Origin of the sequence: Methylomonas koyamae, assembly GCF_006483455.1 — a bacterium.
GTDB classification, from domain to species: domain Bacteria; phylum Pseudomonadota; class Gammaproteobacteria; order Methylococcales; family Methylomonadaceae; genus Methylomonas; species Methylomonas koyamae_B.
Window position 1 is genome coordinate 100,439 of record NZ_PPPU01000006.1, and the last position, 26,393, is coordinate 126,831.

Sequence of the window (26,393 nt, forward strand, 5' to 3'; positions counted from 1 at the left end):
GGTCACCCGTTCACAGGGGTGTGGAATCTGTTATACGCCATCCTTGGCGGTATTTTTCCAGCCGGGCTGACTAACCTAAGGGCATTGGCTTTAAACCTTCCTGCGCCCCGGTGGCGGTTCCGTCAAGCCGGTACTTGGCAAGATTCCAACGCGGCCAACATGTCTTCCCGCGGCAAATTGCGGCCGATGAAAACCAGATTCGATTCTTTGTTTTCGTCGGGCTGCCAAGGGTTGCCGAAGCTTTCGGTCATCAGCATGTGCACGCCTTGGTAGATGACTTTTTTGTCGCAGCCGGCGATGTTCAAAATGCCTTTGTAGCGTAATAGGTCGTTGCCGTAGTCGCGCACCATGATGTCCAGAAAGGCCAGGATGCGCGCGGCGTCCAGTTCGCGCGCGGTGCGGAACACGAACGAACTGATGTCGTCTTCGTGTTCGTGGCTGACGTCTTCCAGAAAATCCGGTTCGATTTTCAAAATGTCGTCCAGGTTGAAGCCGTCGATGTCGAGGATGTCGTGCAGCTCGGTGGCGCCGAAATGTACGCGCTTGATCGGCGCCCTGGGGTTCATCGCCCGCAAGCGGGTTTCCAGATCGGCAACCACTTCGGCTTCCTGCAAATCGGTTTTCGACAACAGGATGCGATCGGCAAAGCCGACTTGTTCCTGCGCCTCGTGGTGTTCCTGCAATTGTTGATGAGCATGCACCGCATCGACCACGGTGACGATGGCATCCAATTTATAGTTTTCGGCGATGTCCGCTTCGATGAAGAAAGTTTGCGCCACCGGCGCCGGATCGGCCAGGCCGGTGGTTTCGATGATGACCCGCTCGAAGTGAATATCGCCGGTTTCACGGCGGTCGGACAATTCGCCGAGGATGCGCACCAGATCACCGCGTACCGTACAGCAGATGCAGCCGTTATTCATTTCCACCACTTGTTCATCGGCCTGTACCAGCAGTTCGTTGTCAATGCCGGTTTCGCCGAATTCGTTTTCGATCACGGCGATGCGGTGACCGTGGTGTTCAGTGAGGATGCGGTTCAGCAGCGTGGTTTTACCGGCTCCGAGAAAACCGGTGAGGATGGTGACCGGCACCGGGTAGTTCAATTTGGTTGTAGCGGACATCGATAGTCTCCGTTCAAGGATCGTGGTTAACGGCGGGTTGGGTAGCACAGGCGCAGGGTGCAGCGGGCTTGGGCCAGCCTGCCATCCTGGACGTTGATGGTGCCGTTGCCGTCCAGGTCGCGGACGTCGTTGGCGGTCGCCTGTGGGGCTTTGCTGGCCGCGGCCAGAATCAGCGCGATGTCGATCCGGTCGATATCGCCGTCCAGATCGATGTCGCCCAAGGCCGGCACGCTGAAGGTGACTTCGTCATAGCCGGGATTGGCGCCGTCGCTTACCGTCAGTTTGAAGGTGTAATTGCCGGTTTTAAGCGGCAGGAAGCTCGGCGTCGCGGTCGCGGCACCGACCAGGGTCACCGCCGGGCCTTGAGTTTGCTGCCAGGCGTAGCTGAGCGGATTCGGGCCGGGTTGCGGATCGCTGCTGGCGCTGCCGTTCAGGCCGACGCTGCTGTTCAGGCGGATCACCCGATCGGCGCCGGCATTGGCTTTTGGCAGCAATTGCGGCGGCGGGGGCGGCGGCAGAGTGTCGACCAGATCGAGCAGGGCGGCGGAATAGTCGGCGGCGCTCAGGCCGGCGTTGAACAGCACGTAAAACGGTTCGGAGGCCTGGCTGCGCTGGTTGGAGGTGACTTGTAGCTCCACCAAATAGGCGCCGACCGGGCCGCCGGCCACGCCGATCGCGCTTTCCAGAAAGAAGTTTAAATGCGTGTGCAGGCTGCCCTGGTTATTGGCGGCGTCGACGATCATTTCGGCTTTGCCGCCGATGCCGTTACCGGTAAAGAAGGTGAAGCTTTCCTGGCCGCTGCCGGGTGTGAAACAGAACAGTTGGCCGCCGCATTGGTTGAAATCGGTGATTACCGTGGCCGGATCGATACCGCCGGCCAATTTGATGCGGACGTTGCCGGGCGCGTCGGCCCAGGCGCCGGCGGCAGTGCTCCAGTAGCGCAATTTGCCGATGGCCCGGTAGCGCACCAGTTCGGCCGGATTCAACATGTTTTGCACGGCTTGGAAGCCGGGATTGGGGGTTTTGTTCGGGCCGCCGGAAAAGTCGCGGAAATCGCTCAAAAACACCATTTGGCCGGTGGCGCCTTCGATCGGTAGGGTGTTCGGCGGCAAGTTGAGGCCGGCGACCAGTTGCGCCAGATCGCAGCCGACCGCGCCCGGCGTGCGGCAGAAGCCGGCTTGCATCGCATTGCCGTCGCCCCAGATTTCCACGTCCAGATGCACCGCTTGTGCCGGCGCGGACAAAGCGAGCAGCAAGGGCAGAGCGGGGAGCCATGGGCGGGTGGTTAAGAATGATCGCTGTATCGAAGCTGGCATGGGTTTAACTCCTGGATGGCGGTAGGGTTGACTGAAACAAGGGTGTTGTCGCTAGAACGTGGCGCGGAAGCCGAGCACCACGCTGCGGCCCGGCTCCGGCGCGAAGTTGCGTAAAAACGAGACCGAGCTGCGGATTTCTTCGTTGAGCAGGTTGTTGGCTTTGGCGAACAGCCACAGATCCAGCGGCTCCAGGCCGCGCCAGTGGTAATCGGCGGAGGCGTTGAGCAAGTGGTAGCCTGGGGTGGCGGTCTCGTCGTTGCCCGGCCGGTTTTGCATTTGGCCTCTGGTGTAACGTAGTGCGGCGTTCCAGCGCTGGTCGCCGAAGCCGATTTCCGCGCCCAGCCGCAGTGGCGGCAGGCGCGGCACGTCATCATCGACAAATCGGCCGCGGACGAAATCGGAGAACAGGGTCAGCTTCAATTGGCCGAAGCGGGTATCGGCCAGGGTGGTCTGGGCTTCGGCTTCGTACCCCAGGAATAAGGCGTCGCGCTGGTTGTAGGCGTAGACCGGCAGACACTCGATCAGGTTGACGCAGGCCGGGTAGAACTGGGCTTCGTGGTAATTGTAAAAAACCTCGGGCTGGCGCTTCTGGTAAATATAATTTTCGGTCCAGTTGGCGTAGGCGTTGAATTTTGCCGCCAGCCTTTGGCTATGCCAATCCAGGCCCAGGTCGGCCAGATTAGAGGTCTCGTTGCCGAGACGCACATTGCCGATCTCGAAGTTGCGGGTCGACAAGTGCGGGCCCAGCGCCAGCAATTCCTGGATATCGGGCGAGCGCTTGGAGCGGCTCAAGGACAGGCTCAGCGTGGCTTCTGTCGTGGCTTGCCAACTGGTGGTCAGCGAGACCGAGTCGGCGCGGAAATTCAACGAGTCCGGCAAGGCTACGGCCGAGTAGATCGGCACTTGTCCCGGTGGAGCCGGAAAGGCCAGTTGCGTCGCCGTTGGATTGATACGGCTGCGTTCGGTACGCAAACCCAGTTCGAATTGCCACTGGCCGAATTTCAGTTTTTGCAGGCTGAACAGGCCCAGCGTGTCTCCGTTGGTGGGCGGGACGAAGGTTTCTACGCCCAGCGCCGAAAAATAGCGATCCTGCCATTGGGCGCCCAGGGTGCCGGACCAGGGTTCCAGAAAATGGTGTTCGATCTCGAAGCGGCCCTCGCCGACCTGATTGTTGAAAGTGGTAAACGGCAGTCGGCCTTCCCATTCGGTGTGAATGTAGTCGACCAGACCGTAGCGGAATGCGGCTTTGTCGATGCCGCGTACCGGCGCGTACCATTCGCTTTTGAAGTCGTAGCGGGTCTGGCGCATGTCGATCCGAATGTCGGGGTTCAGGGCTTCCATGCTGAGAATGTCGGCGAACTGCTCCAGCAAGGCCGGGTCGATGTCCGGCAGGATCAGTTCCAGACCGTCCAGGCTGCTTGCGTCGACGCCGTGGCTGCCTTTCGGGATGCCGTAGCGGTTGGTGAAGTGGCCGACCGACATGCCGGCCATGCCGTGATCGCCCAGCCAGGAGGCACCCAGAAAACCGCCGACGCTCTCGCTGTCGGTATTGGGGATGGTGCCGCGGGCGTTCAGAATCTTGCTCAGGCCGAATTGTTCGCGGACCGCGTCGGCAGCGATGGCTTCGCCGGGAATTTCGGTGTCGTTGCGGTTGCGGTGAAAACCGCCGATTTTGAACGCGAGCTGGTCCCGGCCCAAATCCAGTTTGAAGCCGGCGTTGGTGCCGTCGGCGTTGGTATCGAAGCGCTGTTCCAGCGCGCCTTGCAGCAAGCGTTCCGGCACCCGCTCGGGGATGCGGTTGTCCTTGACGTTGACCATGCCGCCGATGGCGTTGCCGCCGTAGCGGATGGTGTCGGCGCCGCGCGCGACCTCGATTTGTTCGGCGAACAGCGGGTCGATGGCGCTGGCGTGGTCGGGGCTGAGAAACGAGGCGTCGTGGCTGCCGATGCCGTCCTGCATGATTCTGACCCGGGAACCGGTCAGGCCGCGAATCACCGGCAGACCCACGCCGGGGCCGAACGAGGCGTTGGCCACGCCCATCTGGTTTTGCAGGGTTTGGCCCAGATTGTCGGCTTGCTGCAATTTGAGCGCGTCGCCTTTAATCGAGCTGAAGCTGGGCGTGATGCGTTGTTTGGGGGCGTCGGCAGTGACTTCTACTGCCTCCAATTCCGTTTCCGGTTCTGCCGCAGGGGCCGAGACCGGGTCCGGCGTGTCCGTTGCCGCGGCCGGCAATGCAGCGGATGCCGCCAGCCATAGTAGTCCTAAAGCGTGTGCTTTCATCGAGAATGTTGCATTGTTCCATGTCGCAAACGCGTTGCCGGGCTTGCATAGCCCGACAACGCTGCTGCGTGTTTGCTTGGTTCACGCGGCCGATTTGCGGCGGCCGAAACCCAACAGGCCGGCGATTGCCGGAGCGAACAGCCAAGCCGCGCCGGGCAGAGGTACCGGTGCAGCGCTGGCCGCTTCGACAGCCAGTTCGAAGGCGTCGTGGGTCAGTCCGCGGTTGAATACGATGTGGAACGGTGTGGATGCGGTTGAGACCGGAGTAAAGCGCGTTTGAATTCCGGACAAAGCGGCGTTGAATTTCGGACGGGGAATAAACGCCGATTTGCCTTGAAAACCGGACAACGAATTAATCGGACCAATTTCGGATAATTAATTCCCTTGCCGCCTTGCGCTTTGCGCCGCCGCCGACGGTGTAATTAATGTCGACCTGGTCAATTTCCAAACCGGCAAACGCCTGGCGCATCTCAGGGATATCGTTCACCGATATCACCATTCTGCCTTCGATGGACCCAGCCAACGCCGCCATCAAATCGTATTGCTCTAGCCCAAACGGTACGCCGTAGCCCTCCGTTCCCCAATACGGCGGATCAAGATAGAACAGCGTGTGCGGTCGATCGTAACGCCTGATGCATTCGTCCCATGCCAAGTGCTCGATAAACACACGCGACAGGCGCAAGTGCGCCGCCGACAGTTCTTCTTCGATGCGCAGCAAATTCAGCCGCGGCTTACCTGTTGTAGCGGTGCCAAAAGTTTGATCCGACACCTTGCCGCCGAACGCCAGCTTTTGCAGGTAGTAAAACCGGGCGGCGCGCTGGATATCGGTCAAGGTGTCGATCGGCGTATCGCGCAACCAAGCGTATATCTGCCGGCTGATCAGCGCCCATTTAAACTGGCGTACAAACTCCTCCAAATGGTGTTTGACGACCCTGTAAAGGTTCACCAAATCGCCGTTGATATCGTTCAACACCTCGGTTTCGGCCTGCTGCTTCATAAAGAACAAAGCTGCGCCCCCAGCGAACGGCTCGACGTAGCAGCCATGCTCGGGAAACAACGGCAGGATATGTTTAGCCAGGCGGCGTTTGCCGCCCACCCACGGGACAATTGGTTTTGCCATCGTAACACTCGCAGTCGGGCGCTCGTGGCGCACGGGTAAGAGGCTCGACGGCCTTCAAGGTATTCAACGTCCCGCAACGGGGACACTTAATAGCCAACCGAACAAATTCGGCTTCGGCCAATTTTCGGCCGCAATGGCCGCAACGCACAATTTCCATAAATAGCCACTTTCAACTAGGCTTGTCACGCTGTGTACACGGCACGGTGACTAGGCCTGAAGCAGCTCATCCCTGCGAAAGGTGGCCTGGCACGATGCTCGAACATCGCGTCAGGTCGCACCGGTTTTACTCGATCGTCGCTGCCAGCTCGAACAACTCGTCTACGTCGGCATCCGTTTTATTCATAGCGGACGCCACTAACTCGACGAAGGGAGACAATCGCCGAAAAACAGGCGCCCGAGTGTACATATCTTTCACGTCCTGGCTGCTGACGGCAATGAGCGATTCCACGTCGTCACGCCACCCCAACACGGTGAGCGCTCGCAAAATACGCCAGGCATCGACCACCATCAACGCCCGACGCTGCGCCAGATCGTCGCCCATGCCAATCAACTGCGGCTGGGTTTGGCTAAACACCTCACCCGGCAACAATTCGTCGACGCCGGCCACCGTGCGAAATCCAAGCCCATCCACGCGCACCGCAAAACTCATAACGCCTCCTCCCATCCAAAGCAATACATCGTCAACGATGCGCTGCCGGATACGTAATAAATGTTATTCGACTCCAACAGCACGCGACCTTGAAAATTCGCAAACCCATAACCGTTACTAGCGATAGGTGCCGGACTATTCGTCAGACCCAGGCCACCATATTGGTTATTCGGCGCCACAATGAATTGAGCGCCAGAGCTATTTGTGAAACAGGCAACGACAAAATGCACCGCAGTGGCGTTGGGGGGGGCTACAACTCCTCGGACGGCTACAGCTCCCCATGTCGGTGTAGCCGACGCAATACCGGAACCAACCACCCCATTTGCCATCACGGGCAACGCCGGCAGATTTCCGCCGGCAGATACCCGAGGCTGAAACATTCCGCCGGCCTGAGTAAACCCCACAGGAAATTTATTGCCGGTGTTGTCCGTCCGGAACGCGCCAACATACGCTTTAAATGAATACCCAGCCGGCATCACCGGACTATTACCGGACACGCACATTAGCGCCGCCGGCGTCGTGCCGTCATAAATGATGTAGCGGTCGTACCAGGTGTTAGCCGCCAAAATACCGCTATCCAGTCCGTTCACACCCACCGACGCAGTATTCAGCACCACCGCGACGTTCTCCAGCGTCACTGATTCGCCCAGCGCGTTCTTCACTACGATCTCATCGGCCGAAATCGAAATGTTTACGCTGGCGCCGGTGGCCGATGAACGCAGATTCTTCGAGCTGCCGGATACAGCCGCCGACGCACTCGACAAGCCGCGAGCCGGGTTGGCTAGCACCCATTTATCGAAGGTCGAGTCGTAACGCAATTCCATCCAATATCCGGCGCCGGCGATATCGCCGGGCGCCAACGGCAGATTGTTGCCTTTTACGATGGCCTTGGCCGCGACCGTGCCAGTGTTCGGAGTAAAGGTCGGCGCCGCGATCGTATTCGCTGCCGAGGCCCTCACAAATAAGGACGTGCCATGAGCCGAGGCCAGCGACGTGATCGCCGGAAAAAACGCACCCACGATTGCATTAGCAGTCCCGGTGGCGTCCGCGATCTTATAATCGTCGGCTTGCACGGCGGCCTTGGCTGCGTAATCGCCACCCGGATCGATAGATGCAAACTTGGCTTGCATCGCTTGCAGCAATTGCGAGTTATCCGACTTGTTTAAGTCCATCTCGGCCCACAAAATCACGTTGACCAGTTCCTGCTGTATTGTATTGAGCCATTCAGCCGTCAATTCGGTCGGCGGCCGGTTCAGATCAGCATCCTCCCAAACGAACATGCCGTCGATATTGCCGGCGCCGTCAATCTTGTGCATAACTCACCTCACCACCGATGCCGGTAATGTCTTCGAACCAGAGAAAAACGTGGGATTGCTTGAACTCGTTCAGCGCCCGCCACAATACTTTTGGGTTAACAACGGATCGGTAATACCGCACCCGCAGCACATACCTCGATCGCGTACCCCACACCCTATCGCCGACGCGGCTGCCGACGCGGAGAGGACCAAATAGATGGTCGACCCGCACCAATGGCACCGGAAACACCGCATCTGCCCGCCACAACCGCTCGCCCACCCGACTGCCAACCCGAATCGGTTTGCGCGGAATAGTCTCTACGACGTCGGCCACGGCATTGTTTGCTACCGCCCGGTACGTACTGATATGCCAATTGGCAGCCCGCGGCCGATGAATCTCTACCGCGCGATCCAACACCTTTTGGGTTTCGGCTTCGACGCGGGCCAGCTCCTGGCCAGTCCCCAACAACATCGCATGGCCGACACCGTTAGCCGGCCATCGCCAAGCCGCACCTGGCGGCAGCAACGATTGGATGGCGGTCGCATAGTCATCGGCGGTATGCGGACGAATTTGCATCATGCCCAGGTCACCGGATTCAATACGAACAATTCGCCGGCAGCGACGTGCAAATCGGCCAGCGGCGCCAAACGGGTATATTGCTGGGTCACGGAGGCAATCGCCGCGTCTATTTCCGCCATGGCCAACAATGCCGTTTCGGACGACTAGGACAACACCAGACCTTGCAGCGCCGCGACAATCGCATCGCGATTGGCCTGGCTGTCGTAACCAGGCAAAAGATCGATCGTCACTGACACGCGCTTGACGATCGGAGAGGCCTCCCGCCAATCGGCGGTCGCCGGGGCGATATCGGCCAGATAAGCCGCTACCGCATCCAACACCGCCGGGGTGGGCAACCGGTCTAGCAGCCCGTTACAAATGGGGCGGACGATGACCGTACCGATACCCAACGCATGGGGCTGCACCAACGCGCCGGTTACGGAGGGATGCGCGGTTTTAGCCCAAAACCGATAATCCGCCGCCTTGCCGGAGCGGCCGCCCCGAATAACCATCACCTGCCATTCATCGGCAACCCTTATCCGCCAATCTTCGAGCGTTTCTTCTGCTGCGCCGCCGGTCAGCCCGTTACTGTCGACCGTCAATGAACCGGCGATGCCGGGTACCGGATCGACCAGCGTCAAACTCTGGCCGGCAATCAAATTGCCGGCGGAACCGGCTGTCTGGCAGCGCACCGCCACTGGCGTGGCGCCGGCGCCCAATTCCACGGCAGCCAGCACCTTGTAATCAAGGCCGTTTTGGCCGCGCAGCAGGGTGTCGGCCAGCAGATCGGTGCCGGCGGTACCGGTGACCAGCACGTGACCGGTGGCCGCCGTCGCGGCCAAACGATCGACGCCGTACAGCGCCGCCCAGTCGTACAACCGTTCCAGCTCGCAGGTCAGCGGCGAGCATTGGCGATCGATCCAGTCCAGATTGCCGTGCACGCCGTGGCAGGCTCGCGCCCAGGCGGCCGCCAACGGTCCGGCCAACACAGCCGGTAGCGCTGCCAGGTCGTTTTGGATGCGGGCCTTTAATTCGGAATACGACGGGCGGACGTAATTGGTCACAGCTCAATGCTCAGATCGAAGTTGCGGCCATTATGAGCACCGGAGATGCGCATAAAGAGGCTGGAAACATTTCCAGGGACAGCCTGCTCAACCACGACAACATCGGAAACGCCATGGTCCAACAAAGCCTGCCGCACCATAAACAGCGCTTCGCGCCGGGCCGCGTCGCTTAGCCCTTGCCAGCGCACATGCCACAATCCGCTTCCGGCTTCCGGATCGGCCCACCAGCCGCGGCGCTCGTATCGATCCGGCACGCGCCGCGCCGGGGCTTCGGCATCGGAAAACAACGCCGCATAAACGACCGTGCGAATCGCGGCATCGGCATCGTTCAATGCCGGATCGTCGAATTGCAGATCGAATACGCCGTTATCGACTTGGACCAATTTCAACATTTAGCCTCCCACCGGCGGACTGGTATTGCCGCCACCGTTTTGCACGTTGCCGTGGGCATGATCTAAAAACGAAATGTCATTGACGACGATATCGCCGTCCGGAATCAACACGCGTGGTGTATTGACAATGTTCAAGTCATGGCCGCCGCCATCGATCGAAATTCCATCGCGCCCCAGTTTTATGACGTGGCCGATATCGTCATGCAGCGCCACTTCGCCCGCTTGTAATTCCACTTGATACCGCTTGTCGCCCACCACCAACGCCACGCCATAGCTGCGGTCGCCGGCCGGGAACGCCAGATAGACCTGCGCGCCCGGCTTTGGCCGATAACTGAAGCCATACGGCTCGATCCGCGCCAGGTTATCCAGTACCTCGTTATCCAGCACCCGCGCCTGCACCGTATCGGCGCCGACCAACGTCGCCACGCCCTGCGAGAACAACAGCTGCAATCTATTCCAAATCTGATGCATAAATCGTCTGCTGTTTGGTCGGCTTCTTGGCCGCGCTGCGTTTGCTGTGAGCGGCAGGCTTGTCTTCGCCGATAAAGGCATCGCGCTGCATCACCGTCAATCGCGTCATGCTGCCGCCCTGATCGTCCAACGTAAAAATCCGGTCGCCAATCAAATACACGCCATCGATGTTGCGATAGGGGATTACCACCCGCACCTGGGTATTGATCTCCCATACTCCGCCGGAGTGGGTCCAGCCGTACACGTCCAGATCGATGCGATGGGCACGGGCCAAGCGCCGGTTGCGTTCCAGTTCGGCGCGCCGGTCACAGCCGCCCAGGCTTTTGCCCAGCTTGTCGGCCATGATATGCAGCGGCCGGAAATAGGTCAGACCGCCATCCTTTACCGCACCTTTCAAGGCCTGATTGGCGGCGTAGTCGTAGCCTTTAACGAGATAATCGGAGTAGCGCAGCCGGTATTCGTCGACCACGCTATAGCTTTCGATATGGTCGCCATAGACCAGCGTGGCCACCGGCGCGGCTGCGGTCGGCTTGGTCAGTTTCAGACCACCGTCCGGGGTGGGATACAACAACAGGTTGGCCGCGCGGGCGGCGTTGATCAGCGCATTCGCGGGCGTTTCGCATTGCATCGCAAAATCGGCGACCACGGCGGTTTCGGCATCGATCTGTACCGGCACGTTAAACGTGCTGCAAAGCTGCTTTACAATCTCGTCGAGCTTCAATCCGGACAGGCTTTTCGAATATTTACAGTCGACAAACTCGCGGCCCAGCGACCGGCCGTCGATCTCGATACTGTGGCTTTGCGCGCGCACCGTTTCGTTGACGATATCGGGGCGAATCGTCGACACCAAATGATCGTCGATCAACACCTGCACCACCGTGTTTTCATCAAGCGCCGACAGTTTGCCCAGGCCGTCGCGGGTTACCGCAAAGTTCATATCGGCAACCAAATCGTCCACCGAGCTTTTGATGTACACCTTTTGCCAGTAGGCGTAGCGCTGGCCGTTAAACCGCAGCTCAACCATACACCCGGCCCTGGACGAACAGCGGATGCCGCACCGCATTGCGCTCTAAAAACACGGCCTCATCGATCTGCATCCGATGCGCCAACACCGTGGACGGCAGCGGCGAGACGATATCGCGGATCTGCTGCGGCTTTAAGTCCTGTGCCATCACCGCTTTTACGACCGCGGCACGGGCGGATACCGCGGCTTGGAACAAGGTATCGGGCAGCGCCGGCAGCAACGCATCGTAGGCCGTGTCGATCGCCAGCACCGCCATATCGCGATCAAACTCGGTGGTAAAGTCGGCCAGCGCCGTTTGCATTGCGGCGCCGAACAGTAGCCGGCTTTGCAACTCGGCAGCCGCAACGATATTGGTTCGCGCGGTGGTATCGATCAGCGACACGCCGGCCGGGGTGATGAATGTCGGGGACGCACTGGCCACGGCCACACCTGCCAACCGAGACACCAACCGCACCCGGCTGCCAGGAGCCAGGCCGACATCGTCGGCACCGAGGCCGATACCGCCCAACAGGCCGCGCAGGGCGTTGGAATAGCTGCGCGGTACTGCCGCCAGAGTGGCGATATCGCGCTGAAAACCCAGCGCGCCGGTCATGACCTTCTGCGCAAACGACAACGGCAACGCTGACAGCGATATCGCCTGGCGCACCATTTCCATGCCGGCTTGCGTGACGGAACTGAACGCGGCCAGGGCGTCTTCGCCCATCGCCAACAAATCGAAATCGTCCTCCGCGCTGTTGGCCCATTCCGCCAATGAGGCCATGGCCAGATCGGCCGCATCCGGACGCGGCACCTGCGGCGCTCCGCCGCCGGGCACCCAGCCGATGGTCAGCGTGCAATAACCGTTGGCATCGCTGCTTTCTTGCCGCGACCAGGTTTGAGGCCGCAGCCATAACCGGCCCAGCCAGGGATGCACCAGCCAATCCGCGCCCGGCTTGTTCAATTCCGCAATCAGCGCATCGACCTCGAGGTCGTAATCCTGGCCCAGAAAATACGCATTCAGTTGGTAGTCCCAGGCCTTGCCGCCCAGATCTTCGACCAATGGCTCTTCAGCACCGGGAAATTCATGCACCACCAGGCGCCGACCACCCTTGTCGTCATGACGGTCGGTCAAAAACTCGATATCGCGCCATTGCGCCGGCGCCCAGCGGTCAAGGTAGGATTGCTCGGCCATATTATTCAGGGGCTCCGCTGAAGATGTTGCCGGTGCTGCCGCGAGTCGTCACACTGACGCCGTCGGATTTGGATTTTTGCTTGACCATAAAGCCGGGTGTGGTCGACTCCACAGTCAGATGCACTTCGGACTTATTGGGCTGGCCTTTGTTGAAATAATCGAATAACGCGGTGCCGAGTGTGGCGTTGTTATCGCCGGACAAAAACCGGGTGACGTTGTCTACAGCCGGCTTAACAAACAAACTGCCTGCGCCATAACCCGCTGCACCGGCGCCAGCCACCGCCAACGCGCTAACGCCTTTGCCGGCCATGCTCAAAAACCTACCGCCAGCCCCGCCACCCATCGCCAATGCCGACACGCCGGCGGCGGTACCCAATGCAATAATCGGCGGCGTGGCGCCGACCACTGCCGCGCTCAGATCAGGGTACTTCTGCGACAGGTCGACAAAGATATCGGCCGCCCGGGTGATGGTAGGGATCAAGCGCTCCATCGCTTCCTTTTGCTTGATCGCCGCTTCCTGTTCGGCGTTGCGGATCGCGGCGGCGCCGGTGCCGGCCATGGTTTGGTAGTTGAGGTCGTTGGCGCCGAACTCGCTATTGTTGCGAGTGATGTAAGCGCCGACCCGGTCGGTCAATCCTTTGTTACGCAGACCGAACAGCGCACCGCGCGCTTGCATGTCTTGAAAGAACTGACCAATGACATTGCCTTGCGACAATTGCGAAATCGACTCGATTGCGGCCTGTTGCTCCGATTTGCTGCCGGCCGATTGCAGCTTGGCCAGCGCCGTTTTCATCTGCGGATCGCGGGCAGAAATCTTGTCGATCAAACTCAGCCAGGCGTCGACCGCGTCGACACCCTTGATGCGCTGATCGATCAGAAACTTGTTCAGATTGCCGCCGCCGGCTTTCTCGAAGTCCTTGGCGGTGTCGCTGGACGACAGCTTGGTCAACAGATTCAGCACATTGTTGCCGGCCGTCGCGGTATCGCCGGAGGTCAGCACTGCCGCCTGGTTCATGGTCAGGATTTTTTGCAGACCCGGCAAACCCACCAAGCCCGCCGTTTTGCCGACCGCGAGTTGGCCGGGCAACGCCCTGGCCATATCCTTGATCTCGAAACCGCCGGCTTGGCCGGACGCGGTGACCATGTTTAAAGCCCGCTTCAAATCGCGTTCATTGCCGACGATACCCTGGCCGACCAAGGCACTGGCCAGGTTGGCGATATCGATCGGCGCCGACGACGAACCGTAAGCCGTGCGCATCACGGTCGGCAAAAATGCCAGCGATTGCTCGCGCGTCAGCGTGCCTTTGGCAATCAACGCATCCAGCGCCTCGGCAGCCTGGTCGCGGGTACCGCCGCCGCCTTGTTTAAGGTCCACGGAACGATTGATGACCGCTTCCAACTCTTTGGCGCCCTGCAAGCGGCCGGTGGCGGTGCGCTCCGGATAGGCGGTGTTGGCCATGCTGGCCAGCCGCTCGTCGAACGACAGCGCGTTGGCAATCGGCGCTTTTAGTGCATAACCGCCGGCCACCAAACCGGCGCCAACCGCGACGCCGGTTCTGATCCGCCCTTGTGCGGTTTCGAAGTCCTTCGCGGCTTTGGCGGCGCGCTGCTGCTCTTTGGTCAGCTTGCCCATCTCATTGGTCAAGCCGTTGATCTTTTGCCGGGTCTTTTCGGCGGCGCGGGTCAACTCGTCTTGGCTGAGCTTGCCGGACGCGGCCAGGCGCTTGTAAGCGGCCTCGGTCTGTTGAATTTCGCGCTGGATGCGCTGCTCGGAACGAACGCCTAAGGTCTCGCGGGCGAGCGACGTTCTCTCGAATGACGTGCGCTGGCGCGCATTGGATTGGGTAACTGCGGCTTCCGTGCGCCGGGTGGTTTGCTCGACGTGCTTGACGTATTTGTCGAAGCCGTTGCCGGTCTTATCGACAAACTTGACGCGCAACTCGACGTCGGCAGCGTTGGACATAAAAAAACTCCGGTTACGGGATGTAACTGGAGTTTAAGGATTTAAAACAGGGCGGCTCAGGCTGGAAATGTTTCCGGGGTAAATCCACCCTACATTGGATTAATCAAACTTCCGCCCATCCATCGCCGCCGCCATCCTGGCCCACATGAACAACTCGGCCAGCGGCATTCGCTTTACGATCGGCAGCGGCTGGTTCATCACTTTCGCGACTAAACCGACTGCGGTGATGATTCGGACGACTTTTTTTCGGCATCGCCCTCGTCGCTGGTTGTAGCCGACGCAGCTTTTTCGGTCAGCACGCCGAGGATCTTCGCCACCTCACTTTCGGTCGCGCCGGTCAACCGGGACAACAGCTTGACGCGATCGGCGTTAGCCTCGCTTGCCGCCGTAGCATCGGCCTCCAACATGTCGCTGGCCAGCTGCTCGGCGCGGATGTAATCCGGCCCGCGCAACTGCCGGATCAACGCTTCGTCGGTACCTGTCAGCGAGGCGATCAACGCAATCCGTTGCGCTACACCGCCCCGCTGATCGAAGGACAGGTAATCTTCGGCGGTGGTGTAGCCGCGGAAGTTGATTTCAGTAATTTCCGTTTTTAAAAGACGCAACGGGATTAGTAATTTCATCAATATGCCTTTGTCGTATCAGTTAATAATTTCCAGCTATTTGCCGCTGTGCCAGAACCCGCAACCAACCCTGCCTGGCCCAACGTTCCTGCTGCCGCATTTGTGTTGTAAAAAATTGAACCGTTCAGCCGAGCCACCTGAGTGATATCAAACTGCAGATCAGCACAGTTGCCGATCAAATTGAACACGTTACCGGTGCCGACACCCTGGGCGCCGGTTCCTTCGTTACCACCAGTCGACCGGATGTTGTATGTGATGTTCTGCGCATTCGACGGATTGAAGCACCATCCGGGCACTTTTGTGCCGCCATACGTGAGGTTGATCGTCTTGGCGGTAGTGCCGCTCGGGTAGATCAGCCCACGAACAAACCCGCTGACATCGTTGTCGTCGAAATAAAATCTGGCGCCATTCGGGATAGCACCCGCTTGAAATGCGAGCGACACAGCGGCGACAGACGGGCGAGATTTCGAGATGTGGATCTCAGGCGCGACCGCGGTGTTGGCGATTTGAATAAATCCAGCACCAGGGCAATCGGTGATGGAGTTATCGATGGTAATCCGACGAATTCCGAACGAAGTAGATTCACCCAGAGACCGAATCGGGTTTAGCACGCGGGTAGAGCCGGATGCTTTAATTGGCGTGTTGAGAATTTCCAATTCATCGACCAGAACCCGCTCTGCGAAAAACATGCCGTTTACGTCGGAGGCGGCGTTGGCTCCCATGTCAAAATTGAATTCACTATTCAGCAACGTGAATTTGCGGATACGGTGGGAGCCGGTCGTATTACCTACGGAGATTATGCCAGCCCCGGCATTCTGGAACCCTAAATTACCGTCCACCGACGGCTGAGCTGGAACAACAAAATTGTCGAACACGATGTGCTCAATGTCGACAGAACCACCGCCTGCGCCGTTAGACACATAGGACAGTCCGCGGCCGCGACGGGGGATGTAGAATCCGTCTTTGAACGTGATTTTTCCGTATCTGCCTGAGCCGTTGGTGTTGTAACCGCAACCAAAATGAAACGGCTGCCCGCTAATATCCCGACCGTGGTAGTTTTTGATAACAATGTCGCCGATGATGTGGTTATTTTCCGAAATCATCGACACGCCCTGGGACGAACCTAAGCGATGAACGTGCGATCCAAAATCAAGCTCGATGCCGAGAATGTCGCCAGCAGAGTTAACCGTTGTGCCGTCGGAGTCAAAAAGAGGTGTGTTGGCGCCGTCAGTGAACATCGCGCCAAGATCATCTTTGCTTGGGCCCGCAGCAAGTTTCACAGTGATGCCATAGCAGTTGCCGTGCAGCCACCAACCCAATGCGCTATCTGAATATCCACATTCCAGAGTGGAGTCAAATGCATTGGCATAGGCGCCGAAACAACTACCAGGGGATTCCGTCAGACCCAAACCGATGAAGCTATTCACAACTTTGTTTAAAACAGTTTGCTGGTAGCTGGTGTTGCCGAACGGGTCTGAGCCACGGTTTTGAGTGGCCTGCCTGATTTTGCCTTCGCCGTAAACCTTGATGTTGGCATCCGCCTGATAGCAGATCAGCGGCCCCGGTGTTGCCGGATGCTGCCCCGCTGAGCCAACAGGCATCCGAAATTTCACTTTTTTGTTATTGGGGTCACTGTTGTCGATCGCGACAACTTTCCAAACATACCGGTAAAACTCACCAGCATCTGTGCCGCCGGTATACGCTGGTCGGACGTAGATGTAGTCATCAACCGCAAACGGATTTGCCACGGCGCCAATATTGAGGGTGACGGTGCTGGACCATGCAGGAGTGTCCATTGCATGCGTCAATGCTGTGACCGTAATCGGCAGGCTTGCTGCATGCTCGTTGGTGAACATTTTTTTTGACAAGCCGAAATTTGCAGCGATGTTGTCGAGAATGACGCCTGGGCCTACATATAGCGTCACATCACTGGGGAGTGTGCAGATAGCCTGGGGATCGGCGCCGCCGGCAAACGCATATGTGCCCGGCAGGGTGATATCCACGCGCCCGGTGCCTGAATTCAACCATTTTTGCAACAACGCGGTATTGAATAGAGCATGGGCTTGTTTTGTCGAATTGGGAATCAATCCCGAAACGTGGCGGGTGCCACCGATTACCACGGCCCCCTCGCCGTAATCGGCGCCACCCTCAGCAAAAAAATCCTCAATGGAATCGAAGTCCCATTCCTCACGAGCTACGCGGGCAACCATTTACGAAATCCTCTCAGACGTATTACTCATGATGGTGATCTTGCTTTCGCCATCGCCCCAGCCGGCCGGATCGCCGGATCTAAATGCTTGCGGCATCATGTAGACTTGGCCGCTTTCCAGCCGGATCGTGACTGTCTCATTTTTGATGGCGTTGATCGCATCCAAATCGACGCCCGCCTGCAGATTGATGTTCAGCTCCAGCACGGCCGGTTTGTAGCCGGTCAAAAAGCCGCCGTCTTCCGGCAGACGGCCGGGTTTGTGTTCGCGCGATTCGCCGGCCGGAGTGAAGGTGCCGGCCGGCGTTGCCAACGGCAATTTGCCGATGGACGGCACCGAGATGGTGCGGATGTTGTTTAATTCGGCCATGGTTTAAATCTCCAATAAATCCCGTTTCAAATGCGTTTGCCCGACCGTTAAACCCGCTTCGCAAACTGTGCGCGGCCGGCCAGGATTTGGAACGGCGACAGTATGATCGGCGTATCAAGATAGTTGAACCGGCTCGTATTGTCTGGGTCTTGTTCGACGACCAGCGTGGTTTTGTAATGGTCGTAGTTCTGCACCCAGCCGTATTCGCGCATCAGCACGTTTTGATACAGGCTCAGCAGAAATGCCCGCACGCTATCCTCGGTGGTGATGCGCAGGCCCGGCCGATAGCCTTCGTTTGTTTTGGCCGCGGCGGTGCCGACGAACGCCTTGATGGCGCCGACGCGTTGCTCGTAGCGCACGCGCTCCAGTGTTTCCGGCGTATTGACGTCCAGGTAGGCATCGTCCGGCGAACCGTCCGGCCGGCGCTGGTGCAGGGTAATCAGCCGCTTGATGTAGCAACTGCCGTCCTGGGCGATTTGCATCACCGACATGCCTTTAAACAGCAAGCTGTTGGCGTTGGTCCAGTCGTGGTAGGTCACGCCAACCATGCCGGTCAGCGCCACACCTTCCAGCGATTGCACCGGGCTGTTGTAGAGCTTGGGCGCGGCCGCCGCGCACAATATCGCCGCCGCTTCCCAGGTCGGTGTCGGGTTGATCTCCAGCGACAGGTCGCAGATGTGCTCGTAGTTTTTGGTTTCGCCAAACGCTGCCGCTGCGGCGTAATCGCCGCGATGGGCGGTGAAGCACCTAAAGCCGGCCTGCACCGGCGGTTGATACCGGCGCTGGCTTTCGGTGTGCCAGGCGGCCAGTGTGGCGGCATCGTTGATGCCCAGTGCTATGTAGCGGTACCAGCGATTGGCGCCCAGCAATGTGGCCAGGTTGCCCGGCGCCGGGTCGCCGGAGCCGCCGGCCATCGCGGTCAAGGTCAACGCCAAACCGGTCGGCTTGAGTTCGCCGTACAGATTTAAGCGCATATCGATGTTATTGCCGCAGGTGCCTTTGTGCTTTGCGGTCAACGTCACCACGCTGGCCACGGCGGCGGCCGTCACCGGTAAATCGGCATCGGTAAACGCGGCGGCAATCGCGGTGGCGATTTGGGCGGTGGTCATGGTGCTGGTCACGCCTACCGAGACCAAGCGGCCGCCTATATATAATGATAGGGTGCCGTCGGCCGTGGCAGCGTTGGTCACGGTAATGGTACCGGTCGCGGCCACGCCGGCGCCGTTGTCGCTGTAAGGCAGCATGTACAGATCCAGCGTCGCGTCGATGGCCCGGTAACGCGCCGCCATTTGCGCCAACATCGAGCCGGCGCCAGCTTTTACGGTAGCATCATAGACAGAACTAATCCGGGTAATCTCGCCGGCCACGGCGCTACCGGCCGCCAGTTTTTGGCCGACCAGCAACACCGCCGGAATGTCGTCGCCCAGGCCGGCCTGGCTGCCGTCGATTTCGATATAGACGCCCGGATAGCGTAGCGCCTGCGGGATATTGTCAAATGAGATAGTCATAGCGCGGGGGCTCCAGTGTAAACCAGGCTGTCGTAGGCGCCTGGGTCGGGTAAATAGTTGGTGATCAGGGCCGAGAATTCGTATCGATCGGCCCAGTAGATGTCTTGGGCGGTGTATTCCAACGGCTTGCCGCCTTTAAAGCGGATCGGCTTAACGTCCGTTTCGATGTCCCAGCCTTGCAGCAATTTGCGCACCGCGTGGCGGTAGGCCAGCAGCACGTCGTCGGTTTCGCCGGCACGCTGGGTGCGGATGTTCTCAATCGCAATCACCGCGTCGAATGCCAGCCCTATGTTTTCCGCGCGCCCCTCGTTATCGGCGGCATCGGCCTTATCGGGGCCGCGGACCAGCCATAACGCCGGCAGCGGCAGGCGGTCTAAATCGATCTGAGCGTATTCCGCCGCCAAACCATAATCGCGGAACCAGGCGTGCGGAAATGCAGCCGGTTTGGTGCGCAGGTGTTCGAGCACAGGCGTTAGCGAAATCACGTTACCAATCCTCGACTACGGTGGACGTGCCGCCGTAGCGGCGGGCCGAGCTTTCGAACTGCACCAGGTCGCCGGATACCACCGGATCGGTCGGCAACGGCGGCTCGGGTGGGATCAAATTCAACTCGCCGCGGGCATGGGCCTTCAGCGTGTCGATGACGCCTTGATACGCTTTGGCGGCATCGTCGGTCATCCGCTCGGCGCCGTGCAGGTAATACAGCGCCACCGTCGAGGCGAGGCGGGCGATCAAGGTGGTTTGCACCGTGTCCGGAATGCCGTAACTGAGGATCAATGCATCGACATCGGCCAGGCATTTGTCGATCGCATCCAGCGCGCCGGCCAGCGCGGTTTGCTCGTCCGCGCTATAGCCGGTCAGGTCGCCGCCGTCGATGGCGACGCGTAGCGCGGCCTCCGGCGGCATGACCATGTCGGCCGGCACCGCCAACTGTGCCAGACGGCGGGCGTTGGTGCGGGCCAGTAGGTCGGCGCGGGTGGCGAAGGGCATTAGCCGGCGCTCCGTTCGGACTGGATTTGTGCCCAGGCTTCATCGCGGTCTTCAGCGGTTACCGGGTAACCAAGCGCAACAGTCAACGCCGCGGCTTTGGGTTTACCGTCAGCAACCCAGTTATCGGCAACACCAACATCCAAGGCTTGAATTGCCGCTTTAATGACATCAATCTTGTGTTGATGTTCGGTTTTTTCAGCGGTGTTCGCGGGTTGTTCGCCATCCGTGGCAGCGGTGCCATCCGCTCCAGCGTCAGCGGCATCCGCCGCCGGGGCGTCGCCGCCCGTTTTAATTTCGTCACCGGTAGCGAGACCCTCGGGCGCCGGCGCCTCCGGGTCTCTTTCGGTTGGGTTTTCGTTGTCCGCGTCAGCATCGGCCGTATTGGCCACCGGGGAGGCGGTACCGGTATCGGTTCCTTCCGCCGCAGTCTCCCCAGTCGATCCCTCATCAGTTGCAGTGCTCTCGGGTGTGTTATTTGGCTCTTGGCCGGCTTCGATCGCTCCGATCTGGCTGACGGCCGGCAGCTCGACCAGCACCGTCGGGTGGTCGGTTACTTCCAGATAGGGGTCTTCTTCGATGGCCTCCAGTGTGGCGGCGTCGACGTCCACCTGCTTCCAGGTTTGGCTAAAGCCGATGCCGGCACGGTGGCGGGTCGTCAATTGGGTGCGCGGGTTGATACGGACGTATTTCGTATTCGACATGTTCTAATCCTCGGATTGGTTGTGCCGGGTTTCGCGAGCGCGCTACCCGGCCTACGGTTATTGGCCTACGCCACCCACGGAGTCACCAGCAGTTTGACGCGCTGATAGTTGGTGTTGCTCTCGCCGCCGGCCAGATATTCTTTGTCGAGCAGCGTTTCCGCGGCGGCCCGATTGGTTGGGCCACAGACCAGCAGAGTGGGCACCGTGCCGAGCTTGATGCCGCCATCGCCGACCTGGGCAAACATGCGGTTGTACAGATCGTCGAAATTGGCCGCGTTCAGCGTCGCCTTTGAGCCGTAGCAGCATTGCCAAAACCCGTATGCTGCCGCGCCGCGCCAACGGCCGCCGAAACTGAACACGTCATTCTCGAAATAATTGGTCGTTCCGGCGCCCATAGCCTCCAATTGTGCCGGCACCCGTTCTTGTAAAAACAGCGCCGGGGCGGCATCGGAGAACAGGTACCACGGCGCGCCGGCGCCGGCCTGGATATTGGAGGTTGCGGTCACGGCTCCGGTGCCATCGGCATTGGCATAGACCGGATGATCGGTGTCGAAAAAGTACTGATCGTCGTAGCAGTTGGTCGACCAACCGGCCAGCAGCGCGCCAAAAATCAGCTCGTCTTTCAAGCGCGCGGCGGCTTTACCATGACCGCGGGCGGAATTGGCATAGTGGCCGAAATCGTCGTCCTCGATATCCGTCCGCTGCACGTCGATGGTCGCCTCGTATTTGTCGTTGAAGACGGTATACGCTTTTTCGGCGATCGCTTTATGCAACCTGGAGCCGACCCACTTGCGGAAAGACGGCCATTGCGTCAACCAGGCGTAGGTGCTGTTTTTGCTGGTGGATTTCATCAGCTCAGCGATCATGGCCCAGTTCGAGGGAGTATCAACCAAGCCCTTATCAAAATTGGCCTGAAGCGAGGTTTTGAGTGCGTCGAGTTGCGCTTGCGTCAGCATCGGTATCTCCTAAGTTAAAGTGCGGTGCCGGCGATTAGCGGGCGTGTTTTTTTTGCGTGGCCAGAAACTCTTCTTCCGTCACGCCCATTTGATCGGCAATTTTCTTTTGCTCGGCGGTTAATGCCGCGGTGCCGGTGGCATGGCCGGCGCCGGCCTGGCGTTCGGTGATCGGCAACGGCGCGGTGGTTTGCAAAAACTCGGTCAACGCGGCCAGGCTTTGCTTTTCCGCCCAGGGTTTCAATGCCGGCGCCATGCGGCCGTCGGTCAACGCGGCGGTGATCAGGTCGGTTTTTTGCTGGGCTTCGGCCGCGGCTCTGTCGTCGTTGATTTGCTTGTTCAGCGCGGCCAATTCGCCCAGCGCGGTATCGCGCTCGGTGGTCAACGCGGCGACTTTGGCGTTCAGCGTGTCGCGTTCGGCGGTGAGTGCCGCCAGGGCGGTTTCGGCTTGGGCGTGCGTGACGCGCAGCGCCGCGAGTTCTTCTTCGGGTCTTGGCATGTCGGTGGTCTCCGGATTGAGATCGGGTAAGGAAAAGCGTTTGGAAAGGGTGGCAATGCCGTCGTCATCGTCCAGGCCGTCAAGGCCGTCGATTGCGGGTGTGTTTGTGAGCGCGACCGAAATCACGTCGAGCACTTCGCCGGTCGCGCTGTAGTAGTAAAAGACGGCGCTGATGTAGCGATACTCTTTGTCGGCGATGCGTTGTTTGGCGACGGCGGTCCAGTCCACGCCAATGGCGTAAAGGCCTTTGCCGTCACGCCACTCCATGTCATGAAACCAGCCGGCGGCGATCACCGGTTGACCGTTCCACTCGGAGCGCAGTGATTGGTGCTCGTAGTCGATCAGGGTGTCGTTCTTGCGGTCGAGCAGGCGCTGGATCACGTTCGCGGCAATCGTCGCGTCCAGTTGCCAAGCGTCGCAATCCCACGGACGACCGTCGCCGGCGCGAAATGGACCGACTGGCAATAAATGCGCCTCGGTCGGCACATTGCCGCCGACGGCGATTTCGAACGCAAGGGATGCGACTTTGACAGCGGGTTTGGACATGACGGCCTCGGTAAATCAGTTGAGGCCAGTATCGGGGTTTGAGGGGTGTAAAAAGAGGCTGGAAATGTTTCCAGGGGCGGGTTGTTAGTATCCGAACGAGTTATCGATAATAACCCGATTGCATTGGCGGCAAAACCCCGTTTAAAACCTCGCAGGCGCGTTTAAACGTTTTTGGGCTATGCAACGGGGGCGATCAATACCGTTAAGCGCCGTGTGCGGCCTGTATATCGATTAATGAAAAACCGGCCCCGTCTCGTGGGGCCATGCCGACGGTTGCGCCGATGGGAGGTAGTCACCGGGTATGATCCTCTCGGTTTTGGCTGACGGGCATCAACCATTCCCCGCCTTCGCCGTCGATAAACAGTATGTCACCGCTCACGTACAGACAGTCTCGGTCAACGCCGTGTTTCACGCCTTCCCAAACAACATTCACGGGCAGGTCTCCATGCTGGTTTTGGAATGTTTTCAATAATTCGATCAGCTCGGAAATTTTCATCATAAACCCTACAAACTCAATAAAAGCGGTCCGGCGCGGCAACTCCGGACCAGTATAAACGGCCCCGTCTCGTGGGGCCATGCCGACGGTTGCGCCGATGGGAGGTAGTCACCGGGACCGCTGCGGGTGTTTTTTGTAGCTGGCTCACCGCGCGCTGGAGCCGTGCCCCCGTGGGGCTTGTTCTGCATCATTTTCGTGGGGCCGCGAAAATGGTCGATCAATCGAATAAATCCAGCTGCACGCCGGTGTCGGCCTGGCGGCGAATGTTGGTGATCTGCCGGCTGGACAGGTTGAATTGCCGGGCCTGGCGGTTGATGCTGTCGCGGTGAGCGGTGGCGATAATCGCCGCATTGCGGCTCAGATTGAACAGCTTGTCGGCCTTGGGGCACCAAAATCGGCGGTCGGCATCCAGATGCGGCTCCAGCACGGATGCCATGCGCTGCAATTCCTCCGGAGTCAGCCCCAGCGCCACCGATTTGTATTTGGGGATTTCCACATTGACGCCGCCGTGGTCGCGCAGCCATTCCTGGGCGCGGACGAACCCGAGCGCGCGCACGATCGCCCGCAACACGGGCGGCAGCGTGGCTAACAGTTCGGGGGCGACGTCGGGGAAATCCATTTCTATCTAGCCATCCAGGCTTTGAGTGCTTCGATAATGGCCTGCCGCTCCGTGTCGGTCAGGCTGTCCAGGTCGGGTACGTTGTGGGCGGTTTGTCTAGCGCAAAAGGCCAGCAGCGCCGGGCGAGAGGCGTTGGCGATTTTGCCCGCCTTGCCCAGATTGCCCCATAGCTTAACGATCAGACCGATCTGCGGCGATACGGCTTTAGTGCTATTGCCGCCGGCATTGTAGGTTTTCCGCCGTGGCCAGCCGCGGGCGGCATAGTCGTCCAGCACGTTAGCCAGTTGCGGCACGTTCAGCGTTTTGGCGCTGATATGGCCATTGTGCTCGGTCGCGCCGTGACGGGCGAGTAAGGTGCGGTGCATGTCGTCGTCCCAACCGGGCAGGTGCTTCTCTGCCCAGCTTTTGGCGATGCCGACCAGCTTGATGTAGTGCGCCAGCAAATCAGCCATGAGCGGCCTCCCGATCGTAGCGCTGAGCTTCCAGCTCGTCGGCCTCGTCTTCGGCTTTGGCCGATTCGGACATCAACCGGTTGTAATCGACCATGCTGTCCGCGTTGCGCGCGGCATCGGCCAGATGCCGGGCGCGATCGCGGAGTTGGCGGATACGGGCGTCCATTACGCAATGTCCTGTTCGAACGGCACGACGGCAAAATCTTCCACACCGGTATTGATGGTGATCCCGGCAATACCTTGTACGGCCTTCGGTTCGGCCAACACCGCTTCTTTGTTAAGCTCGTCCTTGGTGCGAATAAAGCGCGACAGGCCAAGATTGCGTAAGGTTTCCAGCACCTTGTCGACAGCCCGCACGCTGACGCTGGGCGGACGCTGCCGCCAGCTGACTTCGCCGGTGATCAGGTTGGCGGTCTTGCCGCCGTCCTTGCACAATTCAGCGCGGTTGGCTTCACACCAGGTTTGAATACCATTTAACAGGGCGTCGATCTTGGTTTTTAACGCCTCGATATGCACTTTGCGGCTGTCAGTAATTTTGGCGATTTCGTCGTTGATCTCGGTTTCGATGCGAGTCAATTCGCGCTGTGCCAAACCCAGCTCACAGATGGCGGCCTGGGTTTGTTCTTTGGTTTGGCAGGCATAAGTCGCTGCGGGGGCTTTAATGCGTTTGGCCATGTGTGGCTCCTATGTTTCATGATACGTAGGCTGGGTTAAACAACGTGCAACCCAGCGTTGATTGCGTTGTGCTGGGTTTCGCTTTGCTCTACCCAGCCTACGAGGTGTCATTTGGCGCCACCGGGCCTTTCCAGCCGGCCGGCGGCTTGCTCTTGGTTTTGGTTTGTGCCTGGGCGGCGAGACTGACCACCGACACCGGCGCACCGGCCACATTGCTGCGATTGCGCTGTTGCTCGATTTTGTCTTGCTCCAGCTTGGCGGCCGCCCGCTCGCCGCGGCCGGCGATCATGCTCAGCAGATAGCCGTTGGATTTGAGGGGCAGCACTAACGATTCGGGGCGGTTGACCACCAGCTTCATCATCTCCGCTTCCCAAATCGCTGCCGGCGCCGAATAGGCGATGCCGTTGCGCTTGATCTGCGCGTCTTTGATCAGCGGCACCAATTCTTTGGTGAGGGCCAAACGCCTGGACCAGCGCAGTTCCTGCTTCAACGGCTTGAACAGCTCCAGGTAGCGCAGCAGCGCACCGACCAGGCTGATCGGCAGGCCGTTGAGTAAACCGGTCCATTCGTTGCCGGCCGCCACTTCCAGCGCCTGGACGATATCGACGTCCTTGCCGCAGTAGGGGCATGGCACGGCGCAGGCGTTGCTCACAGGCGGCACTCCAGGCCGGCGACGCCAATCACCGGCGCGGCCAGCCAGTGATACAGCACAATGCCGGCGGTGATAGCGGCAATCACCGCCGTGGCGCAGGCGGTAAACAGCTGCCAGTCTCGTTGCCGCAACTCCGCATGCTGTTCATCAATAATTTTGTTTAACGCGACGATCTGTTGGCTGGCATCTGATGAGCGCCGTTGTTGATAGGCCGCCATCAGGTCGTTGCGAATCTCGTCGACATTGCGGCGCTGAGGGTTGCGTTGCATGGGGCCTCCTAATGCAGATGTTGATTTTTCGGTACCGATTTGCCGTATTGCGGATGGCGCTTCAGGTATTGGTTGACGTTTTCGAACATGGCCGCGCCCAGGATCTCGGCCGGCGTGTTCACTTCCCCCGGGCCGGAAACGTCCGACCGTTTAATCTCCACGCCGTCGTCGGTGTCGCGGAGGGTGATGATGACAATGCTCATTGGCTGGTCTCCCGTGCGATGGCGGCGTCAATGGCCGCATCTAATTCATCGCCGCTCAAAACCAAGTTTTCCGGGGTTTGGCCGGCGAAAATGCCGCCTTGGGCGATGGCGTCCAAGTTGCGTTCTCTTAGGAAGGCGTAGCGCTTGGCATAGACGATCAACTCGGCGACAGAAAAGTCTTCAACTTTGATTAGTGACGGCATGGTTCC

The 26,393-nt window shown here is 59.4% G+C and carries 34 protein-coding genes; all 34 read right to left on the minus strand.

Features of this window, described 5'->3' with window-relative positions; genetic code table 11:
- Nucleotides 1–122: 122 nt before the first annotated feature.
- The 34 genes from C2U68_RS02940 to C2U68_RS03095 all read right to left on the minus strand — a co-directional run bounded on the left by C2U68_RS02940 (nucleotide 123) and on the right by C2U68_RS03095 (nucleotide 26,387).
- Nucleotides 123–1,118 (minus strand): CobW family GTP-binding protein, encoded by a 996-nt coding sequence (locus C2U68_RS02940; protein WP_140911012.1) that lies wholly within the window; start codon nucleotides 1,116–1,118, stop codon nucleotides 123–125.
- 26 nt (nucleotides 1,119–1,144) lie between these two features.
- Nucleotides 1,145–2,434, minus strand: coding sequence for a PKD domain-containing protein (locus C2U68_RS02945; protein ID WP_140911013.1), 1,290 nt, complete (start codon nucleotides 2,432–2,434; stop codon nucleotides 1,145–1,147).
- Nucleotides 2,435–2,485: 51 nt separating this feature from the next.
- Nucleotides 2,486–4,714 (minus strand): TonB-dependent receptor, encoded by a 2,229-nt coding sequence (locus C2U68_RS02950; RefSeq protein ID WP_140911014.1) that lies wholly within the window; start codon nucleotides 4,712–4,714, stop codon nucleotides 2,486–2,488.
- Nucleotides 4,715–4,795: 81 nt separating this feature from the next.
- The gene (locus tag C2U68_RS21055; RefSeq protein ID WP_186289477.1) at nucleotides 4,796–5,062 is read right to left on the minus strand and encodes a hypothetical protein; all 267 of its coding nucleotides are present in this window, start codon (nucleotides 5,060–5,062) and stop codon (nucleotides 4,796–4,798) included.
- Between the two features lie 4 nt (nucleotides 5,063–5,066).
- A complete protein-coding gene (locus C2U68_RS02960) occupies nucleotides 5,067–5,834 on the minus strand; it encodes a DNA adenine methylase (RefSeq protein WP_140911015.1) in 768 nt (255 codons plus the stop codon).
- The gene (locus C2U68_RS21755) at nucleotides 5,785–5,991 is read right to left on the minus strand and encodes a Com family DNA-binding transcriptional regulator (RefSeq protein WP_140911016.1); all 207 of its coding nucleotides are present in this window, start codon (nucleotides 5,989–5,991) and stop codon (nucleotides 5,785–5,787) included. Before C2U68_RS21755 ends, C2U68_RS02960 begins: the two co-directional genes overlap by 50 nt.
- A gap of 126 nt (nucleotides 5,992–6,117) precedes the next feature.
- Complete coding sequence (locus C2U68_RS02970) at nucleotides 6,118–6,483, minus strand: hypothetical protein (RefSeq protein ID WP_140911017.1); 366 nt, start codon at nucleotides 6,481–6,483, stop codon at nucleotides 6,118–6,120.
- Nucleotides 6,480–7,799, minus strand: a complete 1,320-nt coding sequence (locus tag C2U68_RS21060) for a hypothetical protein (RefSeq protein ID WP_186289478.1) — start codon at nucleotides 7,797–7,799, stop codon at nucleotides 6,480–6,482. Before C2U68_RS21060 ends, C2U68_RS02970 begins: the two co-directional genes overlap by 4 nt.
- Nucleotides 7,786–8,358: a hypothetical protein gene (locus tag C2U68_RS02980; protein WP_222101855.1), complete on the minus strand. Its 573-nt coding sequence runs from the start codon at nucleotides 8,356–8,358 to the stop codon at nucleotides 7,786–7,788. The genes C2U68_RS21060 and C2U68_RS02980 overlap by 14 nt, the downstream gene beginning before the upstream one ends.
- Nucleotides 8,355–8,477 (minus strand): hypothetical protein, encoded by a 123-nt coding sequence (locus C2U68_RS21505; protein ID WP_260839192.1) that lies wholly within the window; start codon nucleotides 8,475–8,477, stop codon nucleotides 8,355–8,357. Before C2U68_RS21505 ends, C2U68_RS02980 begins: the two co-directional genes overlap by 4 nt.
- A 24-nt stretch (nucleotides 8,478–8,501) precedes the next feature.
- The gene (locus C2U68_RS02985) at nucleotides 8,502–9,401 is read right to left on the minus strand and encodes a baseplate J/gp47 family protein (RefSeq protein ID WP_222101856.1); all 900 of its coding nucleotides are present in this window, start codon (nucleotides 9,399–9,401) and stop codon (nucleotides 8,502–8,504) included.
- Nucleotides 9,398–9,793: a phage GP46 family protein gene (locus tag C2U68_RS02990; protein WP_140911018.1), complete on the minus strand. Its 396-nt coding sequence runs from the start codon at nucleotides 9,791–9,793 to the stop codon at nucleotides 9,398–9,400. Before C2U68_RS02990 ends, C2U68_RS02985 begins: the two co-directional genes overlap by 4 nt.
- Nucleotides 9,794–10,264 carry a phage baseplate assembly protein gene (locus tag C2U68_RS02995; protein ID WP_222101857.1) on the minus strand — a complete coding sequence of 157 codons (471 nt, stop codon included), beginning with the start codon at nucleotides 10,262–10,264 and terminating at the stop codon, nucleotides 9,794–9,796.
- Nucleotides 10,245–11,288, minus strand: a complete 1,044-nt coding sequence (locus C2U68_RS03000) for a phage baseplate assembly protein (RefSeq protein ID WP_186289479.1) — start codon at nucleotides 11,286–11,288, stop codon at nucleotides 10,245–10,247. Before C2U68_RS03000 ends, C2U68_RS02995 begins: the two co-directional genes overlap by 20 nt.
- The gene (locus C2U68_RS03005; protein ID WP_140911019.1) at nucleotides 11,281–12,459 is read right to left on the minus strand and encodes a DNA circularization N-terminal domain-containing protein; all 1,179 of its coding nucleotides are present in this window, start codon (nucleotides 12,457–12,459) and stop codon (nucleotides 11,281–11,283) included. The genes C2U68_RS03000 and C2U68_RS03005 overlap by 8 nt, the downstream gene beginning before the upstream one ends.
- A gap of 1 nt (nucleotide 12,460) precedes the next feature.
- Nucleotides 12,461–14,422, minus strand: coding sequence for a phage tail tape measure protein (locus C2U68_RS03010; protein WP_140911020.1), 1,962 nt, complete (start codon nucleotides 14,420–14,422; stop codon nucleotides 12,461–12,463).
- A gap of 209 nt (nucleotides 14,423–14,631) precedes the next feature.
- The gene (locus tag C2U68_RS03015) at nucleotides 14,632–15,045 is read right to left on the minus strand and encodes a hypothetical protein (protein ID WP_140911021.1); all 414 of its coding nucleotides are present in this window, start codon (nucleotides 15,043–15,045) and stop codon (nucleotides 14,632–14,634) included.
- A complete protein-coding gene (locus C2U68_RS03020; RefSeq protein ID WP_140911022.1) occupies nucleotides 15,045–17,255 on the minus strand; it encodes a hypothetical protein in 2,211 nt (736 codons plus the stop codon). The genes C2U68_RS03015 and C2U68_RS03020 overlap by 1 nt, the downstream gene beginning before the upstream one ends.
- The gene (locus C2U68_RS03025) at nucleotides 17,256–17,621 is read right to left on the minus strand and encodes a phage tail tube protein (RefSeq protein WP_140911023.1); all 366 of its coding nucleotides are present in this window, start codon (nucleotides 17,619–17,621) and stop codon (nucleotides 17,256–17,258) included.
- A gap of 47 nt (nucleotides 17,622–17,668) precedes the next feature.
- Complete coding sequence (locus C2U68_RS03030) at nucleotides 17,669–19,129, minus strand: phage tail protein (protein WP_140911024.1); 1,461 nt, start codon at nucleotides 19,127–19,129, stop codon at nucleotides 17,669–17,671.
- A complete protein-coding gene (locus C2U68_RS03035) occupies nucleotides 19,126–19,614 on the minus strand; it encodes a hypothetical protein (RefSeq protein ID WP_140911025.1) in 489 nt (162 codons plus the stop codon). The genes C2U68_RS03030 and C2U68_RS03035 overlap by 4 nt, the downstream gene beginning before the upstream one ends.
- Nucleotide 19,615: 1 nt before the next feature.
- Nucleotides 19,616–20,119, minus strand: a complete 504-nt coding sequence (locus C2U68_RS03040; protein ID WP_140911026.1) for a phage protein Gp36 family protein — start codon at nucleotides 20,117–20,119, stop codon at nucleotides 19,616–19,618.
- The gene (locus C2U68_RS03045) at nucleotides 20,119–20,820 is read right to left on the minus strand and encodes a hypothetical protein (RefSeq protein ID WP_140911027.1); all 702 of its coding nucleotides are present in this window, start codon (nucleotides 20,818–20,820) and stop codon (nucleotides 20,119–20,121) included. The genes C2U68_RS03040 and C2U68_RS03045 overlap by 1 nt, the downstream gene beginning before the upstream one ends.
- Before the next feature lie 65 nt (nucleotides 20,821–20,885).
- Nucleotides 20,886–21,776 (minus strand): Mu-like prophage major head subunit gpT family protein, encoded by an 891-nt coding sequence (locus C2U68_RS03050; protein WP_222101858.1) that lies wholly within the window; start codon nucleotides 21,774–21,776, stop codon nucleotides 20,886–20,888.
- 34 nt (nucleotides 21,777–21,810) lie between these two features.
- Entirely contained in the window at nucleotides 21,811–22,818 is a 1,008-nt protein-coding gene (locus C2U68_RS03055) for a phage protease (protein WP_140911029.1), read from the minus strand.
- A gap of 292 nt (nucleotides 22,819–23,110) precedes the next feature.
- The gene (locus C2U68_RS03060) at nucleotides 23,111–23,395 is read right to left on the minus strand and encodes a hypothetical protein (protein WP_140911030.1); all 285 of its coding nucleotides are present in this window, start codon (nucleotides 23,393–23,395) and stop codon (nucleotides 23,111–23,113) included.
- A gap of 136 nt (nucleotides 23,396–23,531) precedes the next feature.
- Nucleotides 23,532–23,933 carry a DNA-binding protein gene (locus C2U68_RS03065; RefSeq protein WP_140911031.1) on the minus strand — a complete coding sequence of 134 codons (402 nt, stop codon included), beginning with the start codon at nucleotides 23,931–23,933 and terminating at the stop codon, nucleotides 23,532–23,534.
- A gap of 2 nt (nucleotides 23,934–23,935) precedes the next feature.
- Nucleotides 23,936–24,385: a regulatory protein GemA gene (locus tag C2U68_RS03070; RefSeq protein WP_140911032.1), complete on the minus strand. Its 450-nt coding sequence runs from the start codon at nucleotides 24,383–24,385 to the stop codon at nucleotides 23,936–23,938.
- Nucleotides 24,378–24,551, minus strand: a complete 174-nt coding sequence (locus C2U68_RS21065; protein WP_186289480.1) for a hypothetical protein — start codon at nucleotides 24,549–24,551, stop codon at nucleotides 24,378–24,380. The genes C2U68_RS03070 and C2U68_RS21065 overlap by 8 nt, the downstream gene beginning before the upstream one ends.
- Complete coding sequence (locus C2U68_RS03075) at nucleotides 24,551–25,060, minus strand: host-nuclease inhibitor Gam family protein (RefSeq protein ID WP_140911033.1); 510 nt, start codon at nucleotides 25,058–25,060, stop codon at nucleotides 24,551–24,553. Before C2U68_RS03075 ends, C2U68_RS21065 begins: the two co-directional genes overlap by 1 nt.
- A 97-nt stretch (nucleotides 25,061–25,157) precedes the next feature.
- A complete protein-coding gene (locus tag C2U68_RS03080) occupies nucleotides 25,158–25,712 on the minus strand; it encodes a hypothetical protein (protein ID WP_140911034.1) in 555 nt (184 codons plus the stop codon).
- Nucleotides 25,709–25,981, minus strand: coding sequence for a hypothetical protein (locus C2U68_RS03085; protein WP_140911035.1), 273 nt, complete (start codon nucleotides 25,979–25,981; stop codon nucleotides 25,709–25,711). The genes C2U68_RS03080 and C2U68_RS03085 overlap by 4 nt, the downstream gene beginning before the upstream one ends.
- 8 nt (nucleotides 25,982–25,989) lie before the next feature.
- On the minus strand, nucleotides 25,990–26,184 hold the full coding sequence (locus C2U68_RS03090; RefSeq protein ID WP_140911036.1) for a hypothetical protein: 195 nt from the start codon (nucleotides 26,182–26,184) through the stop codon (nucleotides 25,990–25,992).
- Nucleotides 26,181–26,387, minus strand: coding sequence for a hypothetical protein (locus C2U68_RS03095; protein WP_140911037.1), 207 nt, complete (start codon nucleotides 26,385–26,387; stop codon nucleotides 26,181–26,183). Before C2U68_RS03095 ends, C2U68_RS03090 begins: the two co-directional genes overlap by 4 nt.
- Nucleotides 26,388–26,393 lie beyond the last annotated feature (6 nt).